Origin of the sequence: Galliscardovia ingluviei, assembly GCF_014635685.1 — a bacterium.
GTDB lineage: Bacteria > Actinomycetota > Actinomycetes > Actinomycetales > Bifidobacteriaceae > Galliscardovia > Galliscardovia ingluviei.
Map to the genome: position 1 here is coordinate 91,552 of NZ_BMDH01000004.1, position 19,015 is coordinate 110,566.

Sequence of the window (19,015 nt, forward strand, 5' to 3'; positions counted from 1 at the left end):
TTATTTGTTATAGTAATATTAACCGACCGGTAGGTTGTTGAATGACTTATCAAGCAATGGTGCTCACCGTGATGCAAAGGAGACACAAATGAGTGAACAATACCCAAGCGCACAAGATCCCACACTCGAAGAACAAGCAAGCCTCACTTCTGGTCAAGATGCGTGGCATCTACAAGGTATTCCTGAAAAAGGCATTCCAGGATATATGATTACCGATGGTCCACACGGATTGCGTAAGGCACTCGCTAGCACCACTGCTACTAACCTCAACGACTCTGTGCCAGCAACCTGCTTCCCGCCAGCAGCAGGAATGTCTAGTACATGGAATCCGCAACTCATTCACCAAGTAGGCGTAGCCATGGGTGAAGAATGTATTCAAGAACAAGTGGCTGTTATTCTAGGTCCCGGCGTTAATATTAAGCGCAATCCTCTTGGGGGTCGCAGTTTTGAATACTGGTCAGAAGACCCATACTTGGCTGGACATGAAGCAGTAGGTATCGTCTCAGGCGTGCAATCACAAGGTATTGGAACCTCATTAAAGCACTTTGCTGCCAACAATCAAGAAACAGACCGACTGCGTATTAGTGCTCGTATTAGCCAGCGAGCATTGCGAGAAATCTACTTCCCAGCGTTTGAGCATATTGTAAAAACTGCCCAACCATGGACCATTATGTGCTCTTACAATCAAATCAATGGCGTGCATTCTGCACAAAACCGCTGGCTGCTTACTGATGTTTTGCGCGGTGAGTGGGGCTTCAAGGGTATAGTGATGAGCGATTGGGGCGCAGATCATGACCGTGTAGCCTCACTGAATGCGGGACTTAATCTAGAAATGCCACCAAGCGGTACTGATAACCAAATTGTGTATGCTGCACAAGACGGCAGAATTGACCGCAAACAGCTCGCAGCTATGGCACAAGGCATGATTGATCTCGTCAACCAAACTCGTCAAGCCATGAGCCGTGAAGGCTATACGTTTGATGCCAATGCACACCATCAGTTAGCCCGTCAAGCTGCCGCAGAGTCAGTAGTATTGTTGAAAAATGACGACAATATTCTGCCTCTTGCACCAACCGCAAACATTGCAATTATTGGTGAGTTTGCACGAACCCCACGCTATCAGGGCGGCGGTTCTTCACATATCACACCAACGCGCATGAGCAGTTTGATAGACGCTTTGCAAGAGCGCGGCGCAAACGCACAATTTGCTCCGGGATTCACTCTGGAAGATGAACCACAAGATGCAGCACTTACCCAAGAAGCCGTAACTACTGCCCAGCATGCTGATGTAGTAGTGATGTGCATTGGATTGCCAGAATATGCGGAATCTGAAGGATTCGACCGCACTACCCTAGATATTCCAGCAAAACAACTTGCTGTTTTAGATGCAGTAGCACAAGTCAATAGCAATATTGTAGTAATCCTGTCCAACGGTTCCGTAGTAAGTATGGAGCCATGGCAGCAGCATGCAAAGGCAGTACTCGAAGCATGGTTGCTCGGTCAGGCAGGCGGCGCAGCACTCGCAGACTTGCTTTATGGCGATGCTAACCCATCTGGAAAGTTAGCACAAACTATTATCAACGATATTAATGATGATCCAAGTATGCTGAACTGGCCAGGAGAGGAAGGTCACGTTGACTACGGAGAAGGCGTATTTGTGGGATACCGATATTACGACACATTCAAGCGCCAAGTAGCATACCCATTTGGATACGGACTGTCCTACTCCACTTTTGCTATTGATCAAGTTCAGGCTGTAGCAGATGCATATCAACCAAATACCGTACAAGTAAGCGCCCGCGTCACTAATACGTCTGACCGAGCTGGTGCCGAAGTTTTGCAGGTATATGTAGCACCTGAACAGTCAGCAGTGGCACGCCCTGTTCATGAGCTTAAAGGCTTTGCCAAAGTCTATTTGGAAGCAGGAGCCAGCACCACAGTAACTATCGAACTTGATAGCCGCGCTTTTGCATACTGGTCAGAGCGCTTTAATGATTGGCATGTGGAAGAAGGAACCTACACTGTGGAAGTAGGAACTTCTAGCCGAGATATTGCAGCTCGTGTAGCAGTAACACTTGAAGGCGACCATAAGACGCTGCCGCTGACTGAGTGGTCAACCTATGATGAGTGGAAACAAGATATTCTTGGTGCTCAAGCTATGAAAGCTGCAGAAGAAGCAGCTGAACGCGGAGAAATTATTGCAATTCCTGATAATGATATGACTGCGCTGTTTTTGCACGCTATGCCAATCAATTCCATGACTACGCTGCTTGGTCCTGAGGGAGGCAAAATTACACAGTTCTTGCTTGATTGGTATGAAGCTCATACCAAGTAGTAAATAGCAGCAAGTGCTATGCAAACGTATTACAGCCAATCTATTACATACGAGGTAAATAGTTACAGTACGATAGGTGAGGAATACTATGACTCAGCAAGAACAGGAACAGTCGGAACAAGATCGACCACTGTATCTCAATGCTAATGCGCCAGTTGCCGATCGCATTGCCGATCTGCTTGGACGCATGAGTATTGAAGAAAAAGTTGGACAAATGATGCAGCTTGACGCTCGTGGCAACTTGGACGAAGAAATACTGCACTACAACGTGGGCTCCATTTTGCATACTAGTCCAGAAAATCTCTTCCGCGCAGCTGAACTGGTGCAACAGACGCGGTTGCGCATACCACTGATTATTGGTGAAGACTTAATTCACGGATACTCGTTCTACCCGGGTTCCACTATTTTCCCAGAGCAGCTTGGTATGGCAAGCAGTTGGAATACTGAATTAGTGCAGCAAGCCGCTCGCGTTACCGCAGTAGAAGGTTCTGCCACTGGAGTGCATTGGACCTTCTCCCCCGTGCTGTGTATTGCACGCGATACCCGTTGGGGTCGAGTTGGAGAAACCTTTGGTGAAGACCCATATCTGATCGGCGAAATGGCGTCAGCCATGGTCAAAGGATACCAAAAGGGACCAGCAACCGACGGCACACTTGACCAAGATGCTATTTTGGCAACAGCCAAGCATTTTGCAGGATATTCAGAAACCCAAGGTGGTCGAGATGCTTCCGAAGCCGATATTTCTCACCGCAAACTTGCCAGCTGGTTCTTACCGCCATTTGAGCGTGTAGCTCGTGAAGGCTGTGGCACATTCATGCTCGGCTATGAGTCCATCGAAGGCGTTCCAGTGACCTTTAATAAGTGGTTGCTTACCGACCAATTGCGCGGAGCATGGGGATACAAAGGCATGCTGATTACCGACTGGGATAATGTGGGTCGCTCAGTATGGGAACAGCGCGTCCAGCCTGATTTTGCTCATGCTTCGGCAGCGGCAGTGCGTGCAGGTAATGACCTGATTATGACTACCCCACAGTTCTACGAGGGTGCATTGGAAGCGCTCAAGACTGGTTTGCTGGATGTTGCAGATATTGATGCAGCGGTGACTCGCATTCTGTCATTGAAGTTCCGACTTGGGCTTTTTGAAAATCCACGTTTACCAGACCGCGAACGCATCAAGGCAGTAATGGGCGCTCGCGAACATGGTGATGTGAATTTGCAGCTGGCGCGTCAGTCAGTTACTCTGCTGAAAAATAATGGTGTATTACCATTTACCGCGCCATTTGAAGTAGATGTAGCTGATGCAGCCTCTGATAAAGCTACTCAGTATGCCAAGCGCATTGCACTTATTGGTCCACTTATTGACGATGCACAAACACAGCTCGGAGACTGGGCAGGTAACTCTGGCCAAGTCACATGGATGCCGGATGGACACCCTCGTGAATGCATTACGACTATTGCTGATGCTTTCGATGAGCTCGTGCCTGAGAATTGGCAAGTAGTGCGTTCTAGAGGCGCCAATATTGTGGATTTGATACCTGACCCAGAAGGTGAATTCTATCCAGATGGGCAGCCTCGTCCAAAGATTGGCGTGAGTGCTCCAGTAGATCAAGCATTGATTGATGAAGCTGTAGAAAATGCCAAGCAGTCTGATGTGATTGTGGCAGTAGTAGGCGATGTAGTGCAGCTGATTGGCGAAACTTGTTCCACAGGAACCTTGGAATTACAAGGCGGTCAGCCAGCGCTACTAGAAGCATTAAGCAAGGTATCGCTAGAAACTGGTAAACCACTGGTTGTAGTGCTGATGAGCTCGAAGCCAATGGTACTGCCAGAGTGCGTAATCGGTACGCATAGCGTGATTGTTGACGAAAGCGTGGCTCGCGGTACTAGCGCTCTGCTCTGGGCTCCAAGCCCTGGCATGAAGGGCGGTCAGGCAATTGCTGAGATTATCCTCGGCAAAGTCAATCCTTCCGGACGCTTGCCAATTACCTTCCCTCGCCATGCAGGACAGCTGCCGGTGTATTACAACCAAATTCGCGGACAGCACGGTAATCGTTATGCTGATTTGACGCAGGACCCAGCATTTGCGTTTGGCGAGGGACTCTCCTATACCACATTTGAGTATGGTGATGTGGTAATTGAGTCCGGCACTACCCCACTGCATGCAGATGATATAGTTCGTGCTTCTATTACCGTGACGAATACTGGTAATCGTGCCGGTGCAGAAGTCGTACAAGCGTATGTGGGTGATTTGGTTACTTCGGTGAGCTGGACCGACCGCGAATTGAAGGCATTCCAGCGTGTGGAGCTTGAGCCCGGTCAAACTCAGACTGTGGAATTTGCTATTCCTGTGGCACAGTGCTCCATCGTAGATGCTGAGGTCAATCGTATTGTAGAGCCTGGTGAATTCGAGCTTTTAATTGGTCATTCCAGTAGGCGTGCTGATTTGAAGCGTGCCACATTCGTTGTGGAATAAGCGATTGTATCTGCTCTAAGGGTTAACGGGGCTGCGCTGCCGTGTGGCGATTGCTGTATTACAAATGTTATTTGCATTGTAGTGCAGTATGTTACTACGGTAGCCAGCCTCGTTGCGTTCTAGTTGCTTTACCATGTTCCACAATCAATGCATGGAATTCTTGTAGCTCGGCAACAGAAAACTCTTCAAGAGCAATAAACATGTGTTCTTGTGAACGCGCTTGCTCATATGAATCCCATTTCGGATACCTAAGCATAGCAAGCAGTCTACGTGCATACACATCCCAGATGAAGCAAGGCTGCTCAAAAGCGTAGAGCCGAATAACATCAGCAGTCTCCGATCCAACACCAGCAATGGAGAGCAAGTTATTGCGTAACTGAGCATCCTGCGTAGGTTCAACCTCAGTGCCACTATAACCGTGCTTTAACAGCCAAGCAGAGAGATTGATACAGGTGCGAGCTTTTGCTTTCATAAATCCACTCGACTGAATGACCATCATCAGATAGTCATAGTCTGCCTGTGCAATAGCAGATGGAGTAAGTAGTTGTTCCTGTTTCAGCCTAGCAATCGAACGTTCAACATTGCGCCAAGCGGTATGCTGCACTAACACCGCACCAATCATCATTTCAAAGTCAGTGTCTGCGGGCCACCAATGCTGCGTGCCGTAGTGGTCAAGGAGCGCGTTATATAAGGCTTTTGCTGATTTGAGATGGCCTGTATTATGTGAACTACGTCGGCTTTCGTTTGTGGAATCGTACACTGTAGCCTCCTTGCTGTTATGCACCCTACTCTGTTTTGTGCTACTTGATAAGTTGGCGTGTTTGATGTCGCTGTATGTTTGTGAGGAGCGAGCAAGAACAAGATGAGCAGGCGCGCATTCTTGAAGATGAAACTCAATCAGATGGGTATACAGGTGTGGTTATTAATAGTGTACCGTGGAAGAAAGCGCAGGCAACGCAAGTGCATACTGTGCGGTTGACTGATGTGCAATCTGTTGAAATTAAGCAGCTTGCACAACAACGTAAACAATCAGTAAGTGAAATTTTGCGTGATGCTGTAAGTTACTATCTCACTGCACAACCTGCATCCTCATAAAGTGTATTAGCATATCCTTGCCGCTGAGAGTCTGATTACTACTACGTGATCAGGCTCCCCTATATGAGTGACAATAATGGGAATTACGCAAATGTTTCGATGAGAAATGCGATAAGCATACCTATGATAAGCACTAGTACAGCTGCGGTGGCAAGCATTCTCTTTTTCTGTGTTGACAGTGTATCTCTATTGTGCTGGTAATATATGCCAATAGCACCAACTAATACAATGATGATGGCGGATGTGGTGAGTAGTGTTTGCATACTGTCCTCCTCATGAGTGCAATAAGCTAGATTCGGCGCTGAACCTTACTCATTCCTAATCGGCTATATACTGCTATATAAAATAACTGTACTCGTTATAGTAGTGGCACTGCGGCAAAACTCTGATACTACAACGTAAATTGTGCCTTACCTCGTACTTTCTCGTACTACAAGTTCGCAGGGAAGAGTTACACCAACTGGTGCTTGCCCATCAATAATTTGCATAAGCTGCTGTACTAGATGTTTACCAATTTCGTCAAATGGCTGTCGGATGGTAGTTAACGGCGGGTCAGCAAGTTTAGCAGCCGAAGAATCATCAAACCCAATAATTTGCACATCTTGAGGAATTTGTAAACCTTGATTGCGCAAGGCTCTGATAGCGCCCACTGCCATAGCGTCAGAAGAGACAAATACGGCATCAATAGTGCAATCTTGAGCTAGCAGCTTGGTCATACACTCTTCCCCACTAGCTGCTGAATAATCGCCATAAACAATATGAGTATCACAATACTCTTGAAGGTTTACCGGTAAACTAGGATCTCCTTGATGAATCTGCGTATACATAGTTACCGTATCTATAAACCCACGCACACGGTCGCGAGTGCCAGAAGGTCCCTGAGGTCCGGAAATCATAGCAACTCGTTTGCCACCATGATCCAGCAAATACTCTACAGCCTTACGTGCTCCACCATAATCTTCTACATGCACATACCCCACAGGCAACGTGTCATCCGAGGGATGCTCGGCTACAACCGTTGGAATACCAGCCTTTACCAGCCCGCGAATCATAGAGCTGGAATCCTGATGCCAAGCTACTTGAATCACACCATCAACGTGCCCTGCTTGCAAATACTCTAAATTACGCTGTTCTTCCTGAGCATTATCAGTAGTCATCATTAAAAATGACGTATTGCGCTTACCCAACTCATCAGCCACAGCGCGCAGCAAAGAAGCAAAATTTGGATCCTCAAACAGTAATTTTTGCGGCTCTCCCAGCAAAAATGCTACACTGCCAGCTTTGCCGGTGGCTAGAGCGCGAGCGTGAGTATTGGCAACATAATGTGTTTGCTCAATGGCTGCTTTTATCTTTTCCGCAGACTCACTACTCACCCAGCGATGTCCATTAAGATACCGAGAAACAGTGGCTCTGGAAACTCCAGCAAGCTGGGCAATATCATGAATTGTTGATTTGCGTTGTTGTGCCACGGTTCCTCATCTCTACAAAGTTACTGATATATAGTGTAATGCAAGAAGCTCACCTATACACCATATGAGGCATATACGTGAGCTTCGTCGCTTTGATAGTAATTAAATTATTAGATGCTGCTAGCAAACTGCAGGGCAAGTTATGCAGCAACTGCCTTACGGTCAGACTTCATCAAAGAAGCGCCAACCCCTACAAATACTGCAATAATAACGGCAAGCAGGAGATAGGTGTGCTTGAAACCGAATGCAGTGTACAGATTGCCAATGAACAGGGAGAAAATAGTCAAACCAATCTGCTTTGCAGTACCAAAACCATACATGTACACCGTTGCAGAAAGGCGCTCATCAAACACATGCGAAATGTACTTCATGACTGAAACCAGCATAAATGGCATTTCGAGTGCTGCAAGCAAACGCCAGAAAACGAGCATACCAATGCTTGGAATAAAAGCACAACCCAGTACTCGGACGAACAAAATAGCACCATAAATAATCAAACCAGTCTTAGCGCTAATCTTGTTAATCAATGCAGGCATAAAGAGCATGCAGACAGCCTCAAGCAGAATCTGTACAGAAACTACGCGGCTAAACATAGTCTGACCTGCTGCAGGATCAGCGAAGAAGGAAGCAAAATAGTTAGGGAACTGCTGATCGAATACGTCATACATCGTTGCAGAACCGACAATCAGCAAGCAGAAGCCCCAGAAACTGCGATTCTTGAAAATAGCAGCATAATCTTCCTTGGTAATTTGTGCAGCTGGCTTAGCATCATCAGAAACAGCGCCTGCCATATGGTTTTCAGGCAGTTTAACTACAGTGAGCAGCACGAGTAATACTGCTGCGCAGAATGTCATTGCCCAGAAAATGCTGTTATGATGCTTAGCCCACATAATGCCACCTACAAAGGATGCAGTAGCGCCTGCTAGAGAACCGAATAGACGAGCGTGACCATACTCAAAGTTGTAGGCGCGAGAAGAACGCTCGTTATAAGCCTCAACTACACCTACACCGCCGTTTAAGCACAAGCTCATGTATGCGCCGGTAATGAAAGCACCAACATACGCATTAGCGTGAATCAGTGGAAGGAATACCCACTGGAAGAGCGGACCTACCAGCAAAATGCAGATAATAACAAAGTAGAAAAGGGTTTTCTTTAATCCAAGACGATCCTGTAATGGTCCGAAAATTGGCTGCAAAATCAATGCGCCAAGAGACATAGTAGAGAATACTAAGCCAGAAACTGTGGTGTTAAGACCGGCATCTCCTTGCAATCAGTATGGCAGGAAAGTGAATACGAGCTGCCAGCAGGCGAAGTAGAAGAAGTATAGTCCGCCGAAATTCCAGAACACTGGGCGGGTTAGTGATTTTGCGAGCGATGTGTTGCTTGCCATAATTACCTCATATATATATATTGCTATTTGATATATGTTGTTATTTGCTATTTGTCTGTTTAGTTGTTTGTCTGTTTAGTTGTTTGTCTGTTGATCTGTTGATCTATTGATAAAACTGTTGCTATTACAAATCGTTGCGCACTTCGAGCTTGCCGTTGGCTGGAAGTACATCAGTAGTTGCAGGAGTCCAGCGCGTATCCATTTGTGGAGTGCCAAACTGCGGCATACCCTGTTCGTCCCAAGTAATCAAGCCCATGCGAGCGTGACGATTAGGGTCGAAGAGAGGATCGCCAAGAATTTCCACATAATTACGGCAGTGATAAATCAGCACGTCCTGACCATCTTCAGTAGTCGTGAATGAATTATGTCCAGGGCCGAACTGGCGCACTGTTTCATCGGAAGTAAATACTGGTTCCTGAGACTTAGTCCAACTTGCAGGATCAAGTAAATCAGCACTCGCATCTGCAGTAAGCATACCCATGGCATATTCTGGGCCAGTGCCAGAAGCAGAGAACGTAATAAAAATATGGTTGCCGTGCTGCAATACTGCGGGGCCTTCTTCAACAATAAACCGTACTTTTTCCCACTCAAGCTCTGGTTTAGCCAGCATAACTGGGGTAGTAGCAAGTGTCCAAGGGTTTTCCATGCGTGCAATGTACAAATTGGAATGGCCTTCAATAGCCAAATCCTGCTGAGCCCAAATCAGGTACTGCTTGCTGTCACTGTGGACGAATGTTGTAGCATCGAGCGCGAAGGTATCCATGCCAGTATCGACTTGTCCGCGCTCTGTCCAGGTGCCAGTGATTGGGTCTTCATCATCGCAAGTTAAGCAGAAAATGCGATGTTGGAAAGTGTCAGCAGTTGGATGAATAGCTGTTGTATGTGATGCTGCGAAGTAGATAACCCATTGGTCGCCAATTTTATGGATTTCTGGAGCCCAGATCAGTTCGCTCATTGCTCCAGTGCCGCTATCATGCTTGCGCCAAATGGTAAATTCTTCAGCTTCTTGTAGTTCGCTGAGTTTGTTTGCTCGGCGCAACACAATGCGGTCATAGGTTGGGTATGAGCCGGTAAATAAGTAGCTATCGCCATCTTTATATACAAAAGGATCTGCTCGTTGGAGCACGATTGGATTAGGAAGTAGCGCCATTTCTCCTGCCTAACGTCGTTGTGTAGTACTTCTGTAATTTTGCGTTGTGCTTTGGGTTTTGAGTACTTTTCTTCGTTGGAAACTCAATACTGTGCACGGTTACAGTAATCAAGCATAGCCTAGTTGTGGACATGGTTATGGAAATACTGTTATTTCAATATCTTTACGGCGCGTTTATGGGATGTATTTACTGAAACCGATTCCAGTTATCATACCGTAGAATGCACGAGTGCAGGTGCTGTATGAGAAATAAGTAACTGAGCTGACTAAGGATGAGCTGACTAAGGATGAGCTGGTAAAGGTTGAATTGGGTAGTGCTGAATTAGGTAGGGTTGGACTAGGTAGTGCTGAACTAACTGAGGTTGAGGTTGGGGTGGGTCTAGATATAGCAGGAATAGGCGAGGCAGAACCAGTAACTAGTACTGCTAATACATTAGCGCCTCTAAGAATTGCTGCTACAGACTAGTAGCTATTCGTTCGGGTATGCTTTTCCTATCGAAGTGGCTGGTTTGTAATATCTGATGTTTCGCATCGTATAGAATTCGAGTTCTACTGCCTTGAAAACCGCTGGTTTTGAATAGTTACTATTCGTATGCGTACGTTTTTGCTACAAGAAGTGGCTGGTTTGTAATAGTTGCTATTCATATGCGTATGCTTTACTGTAAGAAGTGGCTGACTCGTAATGCCTACGGTGGCTGTGTAGCGATGCTATGCTGGTTAGACTGCTCATTTCGAACAGTAGTATTCAATACAATGTACTGCAATGTAATATGACGCAATGTAGCGTAAGGCAATGTGCCTCAATATAGTGCAATATAATGCGTTGCATGATATCCCAATACAGCGTAATTCAATATATTGCACCGCGAAGCAATCAGCATAATGCAATGTAACGTAATGTAATGCGTAGTAATACATCGCGCCGCAATGCAAATACAACTCAACGCAAAAGATGGATACTATAGCAACGTTCTTCCTAGCCAGTGCACTGCTAAATCAAACCAAGGCTGGACTGCTGGAACTACCTGTTGCTTATTGTGTGATGTTTCCCAAGTGCCCAACGATAACCCATGATCACCTTCTGGGAAAATATGCGCTTCGATGCTGACACCTGCTGCTCTGCAGGCGCTGATAAGCATCAAGGTATTCTCAACTGGTACCGCAGTATCTGTCAATGTATGCCAAACGAATATTGGAGGAGTTACGCTATTAATATGCTGCTCAAGGGAAAGTTGCTGTAACATTTGTGGGTTGTCTTTTTGCTCACCAAGTAAGTGATCAAAACTGCCTCTATGCGCAAACTCGCCTGACGAAATAACTGGATAGGAGAGCATCAATCCATTTGGTCGCACTTCATTTGGCTGAAAACCATTGGCCTGTAGCACATCATCGCTAGCTGTAGTAGATAAGTTTGCTGCAAGATGCCCACCTGCGGAAAACCCTAATACGCAAATTGCATCTGCTTTAACATGCCATTGTGAGGCATGTGCTCGGATGAGTTGCATTGCTGCAGCAGCCTGTAATAATGCGGTAGGGTAGAGGCTGGGGAAAGTTGAATATCGCAAAATAAATGCATGATATCCCGCACCAACAAATCGCAAAGCAATTGGCTCAGCCTCACGGTCCGAAGTCATCTCATATCCGCCTCCTGGTAGAATGAGCACTGCTGGACGAGTTCGCTGCTCATCAATTTCTGGACTATTATCGATAACATACCCGATAAATTGGGCATTACTACCATCTGCTCCTGTAATGGTTTGCGTAATATATTGCATCATGCTCCTTAGTTATTAAGCTATTACAGTGGTTGCGTTAATTACAGTGACTGCACGCTTGCTGTGCATGCATATGGTTGCTTTATATATGTCTGCTTGTATATGCACATATTTGGTCTCTATACACATGCTGACGTAGGTGACTCATGGTCGTGGTTTGTGATTGCTTGGCATTGGTATCACTTGCCCGTGCGGTCGTATCGCATCGTACTATTGCGCTGCACAATATTAGTAGGGAATACCATATGATTTTGTATGGTTTTACCACTTGTTTTGTCAACGATTAGCCGAACTGCTGCGCTCGCCATTTCTTGCAGGGGTTGACGCACGGTAGTGAGGCTAGGTCCCATAAATGCCGATGTTTGTACGTCATCAAATCCAATTACCGATAAGTCTTCTGGAATGCGAAGGCGTAATGTTCTTGCCGCTTCGTATACACCCATGGCCATCAAATCTGAACTCGCAAAGATGGCAGTTGGACGTGTTTGCTCATTGTGCAAGAGGTTGAGTGCTTGCTGATAACCGCCTTCTGTGCGAAAGTCGCCCTCGCGCACATTACTTGAGCGAAATTCGATATGGCGTTCTTCGAGTGCGGCCTTATATCCATCCAGTCTTGCTTTTGCGCACATCATGGTCATTGGTCCGGTGATAATGCCGATATTGGTATGTCCGAGATCGAGAAGATGCCGTGTTGCTATCAGTCCGCCTGTCCAATTATCGGCTTGCACAGAAAGATTATTAGGGGACGGGTCGCCAGCTGGATCAAATGTTGCGTAGTCGATATGGCAGGATTGTAATTTATCGCGCTCAGTCTGTGTCAGGTCAGAAAAAATAAGCACTACGCCGAGTGGTTGTCTTTGGATAACCCCGTTAATCCAAGTGGCGTCTGGATGGGTTCTGTCGCCACTTTCGGTTGTCACAACGCTCAGCCCATGCTCTCGAGCTTCGGCAATAATACCGCGTAAAATTTCAAGTGACCATATGTTTTCGAAATTTTGGAATACGACTTCGATGAGTTTTCTGTTTTTTGTTGTCGGCATACGTTTTGCATAACCGTTACGTTGTAAAGCATGTTCAATAAGTGATCGGGTTTTATCAGAAACATCTGATTTGCCATTGAGTACTTTAGATACTGTTGCAATAGAGTATCCCGTTTGTTTTGCGATATCTTGTAGCTGTATTGGTCGCTCGGTTTGTGCAGTCATGTGTTCCCCACCCTGTTCTGTATATATGTTATGTCTGTTCTGCTATTTTCTGGTTCCTAGATACTAGTATATCGAAAATTTCGACATAATACAGCATTATTGTCTCGAAATTTTATATTTTTTTGCAGCTACAAAGAGATCTTGTGATAAAACTTTGTAACAATAGACGGCAAGTTTGCCCATTTCTCAGGGTTTCTCAAATTTAATTAAATAATTTTACTAAATAACTTGCGAAAATAGTTTTCGATATGATACGATAATTAAGCGAGGAAACAGTGTTGTTTTCGAAAACAAATCTGTATTTCTACTACATAATTCAAAACCCATAATCCAGTGAAATACCCTAAACCTTCATAACGCATTGTGGCAATTGTTATGTGGTATACAGAAAAAGGAGATGAGATGAGACTTAAGCAAGTACTTGCAGCTGGTCTGTCAATTGTTACCCTATTTTCACTAGCAGCATGCGGTAACTCAAATTCCGCATCATCAGATGGAAAGACTGAAATTACACTCTGGCATAACTCCACCACTGGTGATGGAAAAGCCTATTGGCAGTCTGCAGCTGATGCATTTATGGAGGATCACCCGAACGTCAGCATTAAAATTGAGCCAATCCAGAATGAGGATATGGATGGCAAATTGCAGACTGCATTGCAAGATCCAAATTCTGCGCCTGATATCTTTATGTCACGCGGTGGTAAAAAGCTCCGTGACATGGTAGAAGCGGGTCAGCTTATGGATATTTCCGATAAAGTATCGGACACTGTTAAGACACAAATGAAGTCAGCACTTAGTGCAGAATCAGTAGATGGCAAGCTATATGCCGTTCCGCAATCAGTGCTTCCTGGTGGTATGTGGTACTCTCAGGATCTCTTTACACAGGCAGGTGTTAGCCAGACTCCAACGAATTGGGATGAATTTAAGACTGCCGCTGTACAAATCAAGGATGCTGGTATTACACCAATTGCACTAGGTGGTAAGGATGCTTGGCCAGCAGCACACTGGTGGTACTGGTTTGCATTACGTGAATGCCCAACGAAAGTTTTCGATGCGGCAACGACAAAGGGCGACTTTAGTGACGGTTGCTGGATTAAAGCAGGAGAAGATGTCGAAGAACTACTCAAGCTTGATGTCTTTAACGAAGGCTTCCTAACCACTCCAGCCCAGCAAGGTGCAGGCTCTTCTGCAGGTCTGATTGCTAACCACATGGCTTCTATGGAACTTATGGGTGGCTGGGATCCGGGTGTTATCCGCGATCTTACACCTGATGGCAAGGATCTTGCTGACTTGGGCTTCTTCCCATTCCCAGCAGTAGAAAATGGCAAGGGTGATGCTACCGCTGTTATGGGCGGTGTAGACGCACTTGCGGTCGGTCAATGGGCACCAGAGGAAGCAGTCGAATTCTTGAACTTCGTCTCTGAGAAAGATTGGCAGGAAAAGTATGCTAAGGCATTTTCCACTATTCCAGCCTCTAAGGAAGCTCAGGATGCTGTAACCAGCCCAGCGTTGAAGGGCGCTCTCGAAGCATATAACAACGCATCTTACGTCACTATTTGGTTGGATACCGTATTCGGTCAAAATGTCGGTAACGCTCTCAACGAAGGCGTTGTGAACATGATGGCTGGTAAGGGCACTCCTCAAGATGTTGTTAAGACTATTGAAGATGCCGCTGCAAAAGGCTAGTTAATAAGGTGTCACTATTGCAAGAGCGTATACGTGTATGCATGTATGAGTGTATGGGTGCACTTATCACACAGTAGTCATGCAACACAGTAGTCATGCACTAGCAATATCAAAAGTGTATCGTTCAGTGGCTCAGTTCAGCAGATCTTGGGCTGAGCCACGTTTCATAAAAAATTGCGTTTTATTACCTAAATATTTTTCATATTTTTCGAGCAGCTTTTACTCGGGAGGCAAATATGTCAGCCGCGATCGCCGGTCATCCTACCGAAATCACGCAAATTGCCAAGAAACCGAAAAGCCAACGTTCCTCAGATAGCATGCGCAAAGGAATAGAGATCCTTATATTATCTGTACCTGCGCTTGTTATGTTCCTTGGCTTCGTTGTTTTACCAGTAATTATGGCCGCCTATTATGGCTTCTTCAAATGGAAGGGCTATGGTAAGCCGTCAGTTAACGGTACTTTCGTCGGTCTTGACAATTATAAAATTATTCTTACTGATCCAAATTTCCAGCAAGCACTCGGTCATACATTATTGATTGCCGTGCTGTCGCTGGTAATTCAGGGTCCACTTGCTATTCTTTTTGCTCTTCTCCTCAACCAAAAATTTAAGGGAAGAGGCATTATTCGTACTTTAATTTTCGTACCATACGTGGTTTCTGAAGTAATTGTAGGTACTGGTTGGGGTCTGATGTTGCAAAGCACAGGTGCAGTTAACGCAGTGCTTGCAAAAGTCGGAATCACAGGCGTAGATTGGATTGCTGATCCAAAAGCTGCAATTTGGACATTAATGTTCATTATTTCATGGAAATATATTGGTTTTGCTGTTATTTTGATGATTGCTGGTATGCAGTCAATTCCAGAAGAACTCTATGAAGCTGCTCGTGTCGATGGAGCGTCATTCTGGCAAATGCAATGGCGCATCACACTGCCATTACTAGGTTCAACAGTGCGAATTTGGGCATTCCTCTCTCTTATCGGCTCGCTGCAGCTGTTTGATTTGGTATACATTATTTGGGGGCAGTATGTAGCCTCTACTGCTGGAACTTCTACAATGGCAACATACATGGTGCGTGAAGGTCGCCTGGCAGGCAATTACGGTTATGGTAACGCAGTTGCTGTGGTTATCTTCGTTATTTCACTTGTTATTGCATTGACATATCAGCATTTCGTTCTCAATCGTGATCTTGAAGGCGCAATCACTGGTCCAGAAAAGAAGCGCAATCGTAAACATAAGGTCAGTAATAAGCGTGCTCATGCTCGTAGTGCAGCGGCTAATGTATCTGCATCGCAAGCCAAGAGTTCTGAGGCTTCCCTAGCAACTGCTCCTATTCATGAAGGCGAGGTAGCATAATGACTGCAGCAACTGCACCTCAGGTTAATCAAGCGACATCACGGGTATATGAATTACGTAAGTCGCAAAAGACGCCATGGGGCAACCCAATTGTGTATTTCTTCTCACTGTTGCTGGTTGCACTGTGCATTGGACCTGTGCTCTATATTATTATCGGTGGTTTTAGAACCAATTCTCAGATCACTCGAGATCCAGCAGGTTTGCCAAACCCATGGAATTTAAGCAATTATAAAACAGTATTCACTTCAGGGCTTTTCTGGGGTGAACTGATGAATTCGCTTATTGTGGCGCTCGGCACCATGGTAGGTATTGTGGTATTCGCTTTGATGGTGAGTTTTGTTATTGCCCGCTACAATTTCAAACTGCGTGGCTTCATGTACTCACTGTTCGCAGCAGGTATGATGTTTCCAATTACTGTTGCTATTACCCCACTCTATTTGCTGCTACGCAATCTTGGTCTTATCAATAGCCATTTGGGTCTTATTCTTCCGCAGATTGCATTCGGACTACCGCAAGCCATTATTATTCTTGTACCATTCCTTAAGTCTATTCCACTTGAACTTGAGGAAGCAGCTGAAATTGATGGTTGCTCGCGCCTAGGATTCTTCTGGCGCATGATTTTGCCGCTGAGCTGGCCGGGCGTTGCAACTGTTGGAATTCTTGCTTTCGTAAGCAGCTGGAATGCATATATGTTGCCGTTATTCTTACTTAATGATTCAAGCAAGTACACACTTCCTCTTGGTGTGCAGATGTTTAGTACACAGCACTCTGTTGATACAGCGCAAGTTCTGGCATTCACATCGCTTTCTATGATTCCAGCACTTATCTGCTTCACGCTATTCCAAAAGAAGATTGTTGGCGGTCTTACGGGTGCTGTTAAGGGTTAAGGAGTCATCATGAAAATTTCTAATCCTGTTCTTCGTGGATTTGATGCTGATCCTTCCATGATTCGTGTGGGGGATACCTATTATATTGCAAATTCCACATTTGAATGGTTCCCAGGTGTACGGTTGCATGAGTCAACGGATCTCGTACACTGGAAATTACTGCCAAGTCCGCTGCAGTCGACTGAGCTTATCGACATGAGGGGTAATCCTGCTTCCGGTGGCGTATGGGCTCCAGATTTATCGTATGCAGACGGCAAGTTTTGGTTAGTATATTCAGATATTAAAGTTGTTAATGGAGCATTCAAAGACGGTATTAATTATCTGACATGTGCTGACCAGATTACAGGTCCGTGGAGTACACCAATTCGATTGAATGGTGTTGGCTTTGATGCGTCATTATTCCACGATGATGATGGCAGAAAGTATCTCGTGCAGCAGACATGGGATCATCGTGAATATCATCATGCTTTTAATGGCATTACCTTAACTGAATTTGACACGGCAATGATGAAGTTAAAGCCTGAGACAGCACGTACATTGTGGCGCGGTGATGAGGTTAAGCTTATTGAAGGACCACACCTGTATAAAAAAGATGGTTTGTACTACTTGTTTGCTGCCGAAGGCGGTACCGTTTGGACGCATAGAGAAGTGGTAGCGCGTTCAAATTCATTGGAAGCGTTGTCTTTTGAAGCAAGCCCGGGCAACCCATTTATTTCTAATTTTGATACCCCAAACTCGTACTTGCAAAAGCAGGGTCATGGTGCGCTTGTAGATACACCGAGTGGTGAATGGTATTACGCATCGCTATGTGCGCGTCCTTGGCATCATGCAACGGAATCTGCTACTGATCCTCGCGGATGGTGCACGCTTGGTCGAGAAACTTCAATTCAAAAAGTGGAGTGGGATGAAGAAGGCTGGCCGTACGTAGTCGGCGGACATGGTGGTACTCGATATGTAGAAGCTCCAGTTGATGCCATTGTGCCAGATAATGCTGAAGATCCTGCATTGCCGCGTCATATCCATGATGATTTTATGTCGCCAACTCTGGATCTTGAATGGAATACTTTGCGCGTCCCATTTAGCAAGTGCATGGGTGAAGTTGGTCAGGGTAAACTTCGTCTTATTGGTGAAGGCTCACTGTGCAATACATTCGATCTATCGCTAGTTGCTCGACGTTGGCAAGCCTTTAATTTTGATGCTACAACAAGCGTATCGTTTAATCCGTCGACATATCAAGCAATGGCTGGGTTGACTCATTACTATAACGATCAGCACTGGTCATGGGTGTATGTGACTTGGGATGAGGAACGCTCCTGCCGTATTATTGAAGTTGCGCAGAATGATCGGAACCATTTAACAACGTACTTACGCGAAAATGCAGTGGTTGTGCCAGAGCATGTGCAGCGTATTGGATTGCGTACCAAGGTTCGCACACAAACCTATACCTATGAGTATTCGTTTGATGAGGGAGCTACTTGGCATGAAATTCCGATTGTGCTTGATGCAAAGATTCTCTCTGATGATTATGTTAATGAAACATATGGGGGGTTCTTCACCGGAGCATTTGTAGGTCTGGCGGCTGTTGATTATTCTGGATATGAAACGGTGGCAGAGTTTACAGACTTTGATTATCAAGAATTTGAAGATGCAGCCTGATGGTATAGCTGATTAACTGTATATCTGAATGATAGTAATCGGGATATGGTGACGTATAGAGCTGGTGTGCCACGTACGTCACCATATTATTTGCTGTATTGGTTGTTATATGTAATTTGCAACTCAACAACTTTGCGATATAATATCGACGGATATAACAGATGTAGTGCAAAGGAGCATGCATGTGCTTCTTTGTTTATAAATAATAACGAATAGGGATGTAAACGAATACGCGTGAGATGTAATAAAGGTGAATACACATACAAGGCATAGCGCATAAAGCATGGCGCATTTGCTCAGAGTGTGGAGTATTTAAGAGTTTCAACACGCCGATGGAGGCTTGATATTTCAAGCCTTCTAGCTTGTCGTATGCTTTTGATTTGCATGGATGGTTCATTCCGTGTATATTAATCATCTGTTGCCACTCAGCAAGTAAGCAACTGAGCTTACAAGCTGAATGTGTGTGGTGGTTTGAGAACTCAAGAGTGTGTTTGTACTACTTTGATTGTATGCCAGTTTGATGCTGCTGAATGATTGAATG

Annotated in this window: 14 protein-coding genes; 7 read left to right on the forward strand and 7 right to left on the reverse strand. The window is 45.4% G+C overall.

Features of this window, described 5'->3' with window-relative positions:
- Nucleotides 1-88 precede the first annotated feature (88 nt).
- Nucleotides 89-2,335: an exo-alpha-(1->6)-L-arabinopyranosidase gene (locus tag IEU85_RS07200; protein WP_188355581.1), complete on the forward strand. Its 2,247-nt coding sequence runs from the start codon at nt 89-91 to the stop codon at nt 2,333-2,335.
- A gap of 88 nt (nt 2,336-2,423) precedes the next feature.
- On the forward strand, nt 2,424-4,808 hold the full coding sequence (locus IEU85_RS07205; RefSeq protein ID WP_188355582.1) for a glycoside hydrolase family 3 N-terminal domain-containing protein: 2,385 nt from the start codon (nt 2,424-2,426) through the stop codon (nt 4,806-4,808).
- Between the two features lie 94 nt (nt 4,809-4,902).
- Here IEU85_RS07205 and IEU85_RS07210 read toward each other — a convergent pair whose 3' ends face one another.
- The gene (locus IEU85_RS07210) at nt 4,903-5,568 is read right to left on the reverse strand and encodes an endonuclease III domain-containing protein (RefSeq protein WP_229714825.1); all 666 of its coding nucleotides are present in this window, start codon (nt 5,566-5,568) and stop codon (nt 4,903-4,905) included.
- Between the two features lie 80 nt (nt 5,569-5,648).
- Here IEU85_RS07210 and IEU85_RS07215 point away from each other — a divergent pair, with 80 nt between their 5' ends.
- A complete protein-coding gene (locus IEU85_RS07215) occupies nt 5,649-5,903 on the forward strand; it encodes a ribbon-helix-helix domain-containing protein (protein WP_188355583.1) in 255 nt (84 codons plus the stop codon).
- Nucleotides 5,904-5,986: 83 nt separating this feature from the next.
- On the opposite strand, the gene IEU85_RS07220 is transcribed toward IEU85_RS07215, so the two are convergent.
- The 6 genes from IEU85_RS07220 to IEU85_RS07245 all read right to left on the reverse strand — a co-directional run bounded on the left by IEU85_RS07220 (nt 5,987) and on the right by IEU85_RS07245 (nt 12,893).
- Nucleotides 5,987-6,166 (reverse strand): hypothetical protein, encoded by a 180-nt coding sequence (locus tag IEU85_RS07220; RefSeq protein WP_188355584.1) that lies wholly within the window; start codon nt 6,164-6,166, stop codon nt 5,987-5,989.
- 147 nt (nt 6,167-6,313) lie between these two features.
- The gene (locus tag IEU85_RS07225; RefSeq protein ID WP_188355585.1) at nt 6,314-7,372 is read right to left on the reverse strand and encodes a LacI family DNA-binding transcriptional regulator; all 1,059 of its coding nucleotides are present in this window, start codon (nt 7,370-7,372) and stop codon (nt 6,314-6,316) included.
- A gap of 140 nt (nt 7,373-7,512) precedes the next feature.
- The gene (locus IEU85_RS07230; RefSeq protein ID WP_229714826.1) at nt 7,513-8,643 is read right to left on the reverse strand and encodes an oligosaccharide MFS transporter; all 1,131 of its coding nucleotides are present in this window, start codon (nt 8,641-8,643) and stop codon (nt 7,513-7,515) included.
- A gap of 244 nt (nt 8,644-8,887) precedes the next feature.
- Nucleotides 8,888-9,913 carry a glycoside hydrolase family 43 protein gene (locus tag IEU85_RS07235; protein ID WP_188355586.1) on the reverse strand — a complete coding sequence of 342 codons (1,026 nt, stop codon included), beginning with the start codon at nt 9,911-9,913 and terminating at the stop codon, nt 8,888-8,890.
- A gap of 959 nt (nt 9,914-10,872) precedes the next feature.
- Entirely contained in the window at nt 10,873-11,688 is an 816-nt protein-coding gene (locus tag IEU85_RS07240) for an alpha/beta hydrolase (protein ID WP_188355602.1), read from the reverse strand.
- Nucleotides 11,689-11,867: 179 nt separating this feature from the next.
- Nucleotides 11,868-12,893: a LacI family DNA-binding transcriptional regulator gene (locus IEU85_RS07245; RefSeq protein WP_188355587.1), complete on the reverse strand. Its 1,026-nt coding sequence runs from the start codon at nt 12,891-12,893 to the stop codon at nt 11,868-11,870.
- Between the two features lie 402 nt (nt 12,894-13,295).
- Here IEU85_RS07245 and IEU85_RS07250 point away from each other — a divergent pair, with 402 nt between their 5' ends.
- The 4 genes from IEU85_RS07250 (at nt 13,296) to IEU85_RS07265 (ending at nt 18,474) form a co-directional block, all read left to right on the forward strand.
- The gene (locus IEU85_RS07250) at nt 13,296-14,579 is read left to right on the forward strand and encodes an ABC transporter substrate-binding protein (protein WP_188355588.1); all 1,284 of its coding nucleotides are present in this window, start codon (nt 13,296-13,298) and stop codon (nt 14,577-14,579) included.
- Nucleotides 14,580-14,944: 365 nt separating this feature from the next.
- Entirely contained in the window at nt 14,945-15,931 is a 987-nt protein-coding gene (locus IEU85_RS07255; protein WP_371866657.1) for a carbohydrate ABC transporter permease, read from the forward strand.
- Nucleotides 15,931-16,818, forward strand: a complete 888-nt coding sequence (locus IEU85_RS07260) for a carbohydrate ABC transporter permease (RefSeq protein ID WP_188355590.1) — start codon at nt 15,931-15,933, stop codon at nt 16,816-16,818. Before IEU85_RS07255 ends, IEU85_RS07260 begins: the two co-directional genes overlap by 1 nt.
- 9 nt (nt 16,819-16,827) lie before the next feature.
- A complete protein-coding gene (locus IEU85_RS07265; protein ID WP_188355591.1) occupies nt 16,828-18,474 on the forward strand; it encodes a glycoside hydrolase family 43 protein in 1,647 nt (548 codons plus the stop codon).
- Nucleotides 18,475-19,015: the final 541 nt, after the last annotated feature.

Excerpts from the sequence above, each read along its gene's own strand:
- IEU85_RS07240 (WP_188355602.1), bottom strand. The coding sequence starts at position 11,688 with ATGCAATATATTACGCAAACCATTACAGGAGCAGATGGTAGTAATGCC.
- IEU85_RS07245 (WP_188355587.1), bottom strand. The coding sequence starts at position 12,893 with ATGACTGCACAAACCGAGCGACCAATACAGCTACAAGATATCGCAAAA.
- IEU85_RS07255 (WP_371866657.1), top strand. The coding sequence starts at position 14,945 with ATGTTCCTTGGCTTCGTTGTTTTACCAGTAATTATGGCCGCCTATTAT.
- IEU85_RS07205 (WP_188355582.1), top strand. The coding sequence starts at position 2,424 with ATGACTCAGCAAGAACAGGAACAGTCGGAACAAGATCGACCACTGTAT.
- IEU85_RS07260 (WP_188355590.1), top strand. The coding sequence starts at position 15,931 with ATGACTGCAGCAACTGCACCTCAGGTTAATCAAGCGACATCACGGGTA.
- IEU85_RS07235 (WP_188355586.1), bottom strand. The coding sequence starts at position 9,913 with ATGGCGCTACTTCCTAATCCAATCGTGCTCCAACGAGCAGATCCTTTT.
- IEU85_RS07265 (WP_188355591.1), top strand. The coding sequence starts at position 16,828 with ATGAAAATTTCTAATCCTGTTCTTCGTGGATTTGATGCTGATCCTTCC.
- IEU85_RS07220 (WP_188355584.1), bottom strand. The coding sequence starts at position 6,166 with ATGCAAACACTACTCACCACATCCGCCATCATCATTGTATTAGTTGGT.
- IEU85_RS07250 (WP_188355588.1), top strand. The coding sequence starts at position 13,296 with ATGAGACTTAAGCAAGTACTTGCAGCTGGTCTGTCAATTGTTACCCTA.
- IEU85_RS07200 (WP_188355581.1), top strand. The coding sequence starts at position 89 with ATGAGTGAACAATACCCAAGCGCACAAGATCCCACACTCGAAGAACAA.